Below are 5571 nucleotides of genomic sequence, written 5' to 3'. Positions count from 1 at the left end.
GGGCACCTCTTCGAGCGCGAGGTTGTCGAAGGTTCCTGCGGTCGCGATGCCGAGGCGCCACGGCTTGCCGGTGATCGGGGGCTGCAGCACCGAGTCGGCGCCACGACTGCGCACCACCCGTGCGACGTGCGGCACGCCTGCCCGCAGCACGACCTGCGGTTCGCCGACGGCCAGCACGCTCGGCACGTCCAACTCGCCGACGGCGTCGACGAGGACGATCCGACCGGGGTTCTCGGTCTGGGCGGCGCGGACCAAACCCCAGACCGCCGCACCAGCCAGATCGGTGACGTCCTCGCCCGGCAGAGCCACCGCTCCGTGCGTGACGACGACCAGCTTCGAGGCGGACGGCTCGGCGAGCCACGACTGCAGACGCGCCAGTGCGCGATGGACCGTGGTGTGCACCAGCACCGGCGTGTCGTCAGAATCATCTGTGACGGAGGCGGATTCGTAGATCGTGGCGTCGTCGGCCGGTCCGGCCGTTTCCGGAAGGGGAACCGCCGACCACTCCACCTCGAAGAGTTCACCGTCGGCGCTGGCCTGGCTGACCATGGCCAGCTGCTCGGCGCTCACCGGGCGGGTGGTCATGGACCCCACCGAGAGCACGGGGAGTCCCAGCCCGTCGGCCAGGTCGATCGACACCGAATTCGGGCCAACCGGTGCGATTCTCGCGCGCACCGACGATGCGCCTGCGGCGTGAAGGGCGACCTGCTGCCAGGAGAACGGCAGTGCGAGTTCGTGATCCCCGACCGCCAGGGCGATGGCGTGCATCGAGGCGTCCAGCAGCACCGGATGCACGCCGAAATCGCCGGACTGGACGTCCTGCGGAATGCTGACCTCGGCGAACACCTCGTCGCCCCGGCGCCACATCGCGGTGAGTCCGCGGAAGGCCGGGCCGTACTCGTAGCCGCGGGCGGCCAGGACCTCGTAGGCATCGCTGACGTCGGTCGCGACCGCGCCAGCGGGGGGCCACGCGGATAGGTCGGCCGGGGGCGCACCAGCACCAGACCCGACGATCGCCTCGGCGTGCAGCACCCAGGTTGCTTCGGGGTCGTCGGGGTGGGAGAAGATCGACACCGTCCGGGATCCGGACTCCTCGGCTGCTCCGACCAAGACCCGGATCTGGACTCCTGACTGCGCCACCACCAGCGGCGCCTGCAGGGTGAGTTCTTCGACGACCGGGCACCCGACCTCGTCGCCGGCGCGAATGGCCAGCTCGACGAATCCCGCACCGGGGAAGAGGATTACGCCGCCAACGGCGTGATCGGCCAACCACGGCTGGGTCGACACCGCCAGCCGTCCGGTCAGCACGACCTGTCCCGTCTCGGGCACCTCGATGACGGCGCCGAGCAACGCGTGTGCCGCACCGTTGAGTCCGAAGCCCGAGGCATCCGAGGTGCCGGTACCGCCGCCGGACAACCAGAAGCGGCGACGATCGAAGGCGTAGGTGGGCACCTCGACCAGGCGGCCGCCCTCGCACGTCGCGCGCCAGTCCACCCCGATGCCGGACGTGAAGGCCTGCGCCGTGGAGGTCAGGAAGCGGTCCCAGCCGCCCTCGTCACGGCCGAGCGTCGGGACGACGACGGGCTCGGTGGCGGCGTCGGTGCAGTCGCGGACGGTATCCTCGATGCCTGCGATGAGCGCCGGGTGCGGGCTGGCCTCGACGAAGGCTCGGTAGCCGTGGCGGCACGCGGCCCGCACGGCTTGATCGAAGTTCACCGTCTGCCGGATGTTGCGGTACCAGTAGTCGGCGTCGAGGGTGGCGGTGTCGACGAGATCGCCTGTGACGGTGGAGAAGAACGCCGTACGGGTCGACTGCGGCTCCAGGCCTGCGAGGGCCTCCTGCAGCCGGCCGTAGATCGCCTCGACCTGAGCCGAGTGCGATGCGTAGTCGACGTCGATGCGGCGGGCCCTGATCTCCAGTGCCTCGCACTGCGCGATGAGCTGCTCGAGGGCCGCCGTCTCACCGGACACGACGACGGCGGAGCGGCCGTTGACGACCGCGACGTCGGCTTGATCGCTACGAATGTCCAAGCCCGCCAACAGTTCCCGAGCGCGCTCGACGCTGCATGCCAGCGACACCATGCCCGCGGAACCGGACAGCTCGACCAGCAGCTTGCTGCGCAGCGCGACCACCCGTGCGGCGTCGCGAAGGGACAGGGCTCCCGCGACGTGGGCGGCGGCGATCTCGCCCTGAGAGTGACCGATGACCGCGTCGGGCGTGACGCCGACCGAACGCCACAGCTCCGCCAACGAGACCATCACGGCGAACAGTGCCGGCTGCACCACGTCGACGCGATCCAGGCTCGACCCGTCCCGCAGCACGTCCAGCAACGACCAATCCACGAACTCCGCCAGCGCCTCGGAGCACGCCGTCAGCTTGTCGGCGAAAACCGTTGAACTGGACATCAATTCGATGCCCATGCCGAGCCACTGGCTGCCCTGGCCAGGGAAGACGAAGGCCACCTTGCCGACGGGCGTGGTGGTGCCCCGGATCACCTGGGTGATGTCGGCGTCGGACGCGACGTCCGACAGGCCGGCGAGGAGTTGATCACGGTCGGTGCCGAGCACGACGGCGCGGTGCTCGAACGACGTCCGCCCCGCCAGCGTCCAGGCGACGTCGAGGTCGTCGAGGTCGCCGTGGGTGGCGAGGTGCTCGGACAGGCGAGCGGCCTGCCCGCGCAGCGCTGCGGGGGACTTGGCGGAGAGCACCCACGGCAGCACCGCTGCCCGCGGCGGGGCGGGCGCCACGGCGTCCGACGCCGTCGGCGGGGCCGACTCGACGATCACGTGGGCGTTGGTGCCGCTGATGCCGAACGACGAGATGCCTGCGCGGCGGGGAGTGCTGCCGGCGGGCCACGGCTGCGGTTCGGTCAGCAGTGAGACTGCACCGGCTGTCCAGTCCACGTGCGGGCTTGGCGCGTCGACGTGCAGCGTCGCGGGCAGCGTTTCGTGCTGCATCGACATGATCATCTTGATGACGCCAGCCACGCCGGCGGCGGCCTGGGTGTGACCCATGTTGGACTTGACCGAGCCGAGCCACAGCGGCTGCGTCCGGTCCTGCCCGTAGGTTCCCAGGAGTGCCTGGGCCTCGATGGGGTCACCGAGCGGGGTGCCGGTGCCGTGGCCCTCGACGACGTCGACCTGCGCGGTCGACAGGCCCGCATTGGCCAACGCCGCGCGCACCACGCGCTGCTGCGATGGGCCGTTGGGCGCCGTCAAACCGTTCGACGCACCGTCCTGGTTGACCGCGGATCCCCGCACGACGGCGAGCACCGGGTGACCGAGCCGCTGCGCGTCGGAGAGCCGCTCGACGACGAGCACGCCGCCACCCTCGGCCCAGCCGACGCCGTCTGCCGCACCGGCGTATGGCTTGCAGCGACCATCGGCGGCCAGTCCGCGGTGGCGGCTGAACTCGACGAAGATCGTCGGGGTGGCGTTGACGGTGACGCCGCCCGCCAACGCCATGTCGCACTCACCGAGGCGCAGCGCCTGTACCGCCATGTGCAGGGCGACCAGTGACGACGAGCACGCCGTGTCGATCGACACGGCGGGGCCCTCCAGGCCGAGCACGTAGGCCACCCGGCCGGAGGTGACGCTCGAGGTCATGCCGGTCAGCCGGTAGCCCTCGATGCTGTCATTGGACATGCCGTAGCCGCCGGCGATGACGCCCGCGAACACGCCCGTGGCGCTGCCTCGCAGGGACGTCGGGTCGACGCCTGCGCGTTCCAGCGCCTCCCACGACAGCTCGAGGAGCATGCGTTGCTGGGGATCCATGGCCAGAGCCTCGCTCGGCGCGATGCCGAAGAAGCCCGCATCGAAGTCGGCGACGTCGTCGACGAAGCTGCCGGCGCGTGCGTAGGACTTGCCGGGCGCATCGGGGTCGGGGTCGTACAGGTTGGCGACGTCCCAGCCGCGGTCATCGGGCAGCTCGGTGGCCACATCGCGACCCGCGGCCACCATGTCCCACAGGTCGTCGGGAGAGTTCACGCCTCCCGGGAATCGACACGACATGCCCACGACGGCGATCGGTTCGCCAGAGCGCTCGAGAAGGGCCCGGTTCTGAGTCTTCAACCGGTCGTTCTGCGCTAGCGCCCGGCGGAGCGCCTCGGTGGCATTGGCGAGTTGATCGGCCATACGGTGTGAAACCCCTGTCTGGACCGCTGCGCGTGCAGCGACCCACAAGTATTCGGTACAACGTGTTCGTTGGATGAGCCTAGAAGGCTCTGGCGCCCCCTCGCGACACGGGACGAACGGTGTCAGACCATTGTGTTCCCTCCGATGGCGCCGGCTAACACACACCTGCATACACTCGGGCATTCACCAGGCGAGACGACGGAGTGGAGCGATGGCATTCGGCGCAGGTAGCCGACACGTTCACCCGGCACACCGTCATACCGCGGTGGTCTTGGACGCCGGTCTGAGCGACGCCGCACGGTCGGTCGTGGGGGGCAAGGGCCGGGCGGTCGCCGCGATGGCGGCCCTTGGTCTGCCCGTCCCGCCCGCGTTCTGCGTGGCCTCCGAATGGTGCGACGAGTGCGGAGCGGACCCCGCCGCACTGGTCGAGGGAATGTGGCAGGACGTGCTTGGCGGGCTGAAGTTGCTGGAGGAGCGGACGGGTCGGACGTTCGGGGCGGGCCCGCTGCCGCTGCTGCTCTCGGTCCGCAGCAGCGGGGAGACGTCCATGCCAGGCATGCTCGAGACCGTCCTGAACGTGGGCATCGACGATGCCGTCGTCGAGGCCCTTGGACACCAATATTCGATCCCGTTCGCCGACGACACCCGCGAGCGGTTTCGCCGCGGGTATCGACGTGCGGTGCCCGACGGGGCGCCCGCGCCCGACGAACCGCTGGCCCAACTGCGCGGCGCCATCGAAGCGGTCGCGTCCTCCTGGTCATCGGACCGGGCGGCCGCCTATCGCGCGCACCGGGGCCTAAACCGCGGTGGTATCGCAATCCTGTTGCAGGCCATGGTGTTCGGCAATCTCGACACGCGATCGGGCACCGGGGTGCTCTTCACCCGCGACCCGGCGTCCGGTGCCTCCGACCCGTACGGCGAGTGGCTGCCCGCCGCCCAGGGGGACGACGTCGTGTCGGGAACCAGCGACTGCGAGCCGCTGGTCGCGCTGCGAGATCGGCTTCCGGACGCCTATGTCGAGTTGATCGACGCGGGCGTTCGCCTCGAGCGTCTCGGCGCCGACGTGCAGGACGTCGAGTTCACCGTGGAGGCAGGCCGGTTGTGGCTGCTGCAGTCGCGGGTGGCGCAGCGCTCGCCACAAGCGGCGTTGCGGCTGGCGCTGGCGTTCCGCGACGAGGGCCTCATCGACGACGTCGGCGTGCTCGATCGGGTCAGCCCAGAGCAGCTCGCATCGGTGCTCGCGGTCCGATCGGCACCGTCCGGCCCGCCGCTGGCCACCGGAGCGGCCGCCTGCCCCGGAATCGCCTCGGGGCTGGCGTGCACGACCAGCGACGACGCCATCGCCGCGGCCGACGAGGGGCGCGACGTCATCCTGGAGCGTCCGACGACGAGCCCCGACGACGTCGCGGGAATCATGGCGGCCAAGGGCGTCGTCAC

Annotated in this window: 2 protein-coding genes; one reads left to right on the top strand and one right to left on the bottom strand. The window is 70.6% G+C overall.

Features of this window, described 5'->3' with window-relative positions:
• On the bottom strand, positions 1-4134 hold a 4134-nt coding region (locus tag QOD90_RS19395), incomplete at its 3' end, for a type I polyketide synthase (protein ID WP_526352455.1).
• A 211-nt stretch (positions 4135-4345) separates the two neighbouring features.
• Between QOD90_RS19395 and QOD90_RS19390 the strand changes: the two genes are divergently transcribed.
• Positions 4346-5571, top strand: a 1226-nt coding sequence (locus QOD90_RS19390; RefSeq protein ID WP_526352454.1) for a pyruvate, phosphate dikinase, incomplete at its 3' end; no start/stop codon positions are given.

Source organism: Mycobacterium sp. (assembly GCF_032161845.1).
GTDB lineage: Bacteria > Actinomycetota > Actinomycetes > Mycobacteriales > Mycobacteriaceae > Mycobacterium.
The sequence above is the reverse complement of the archived record's forward strand: the minus strand, read 5'-3'. Positions and strand labels throughout refer to the sequence as shown.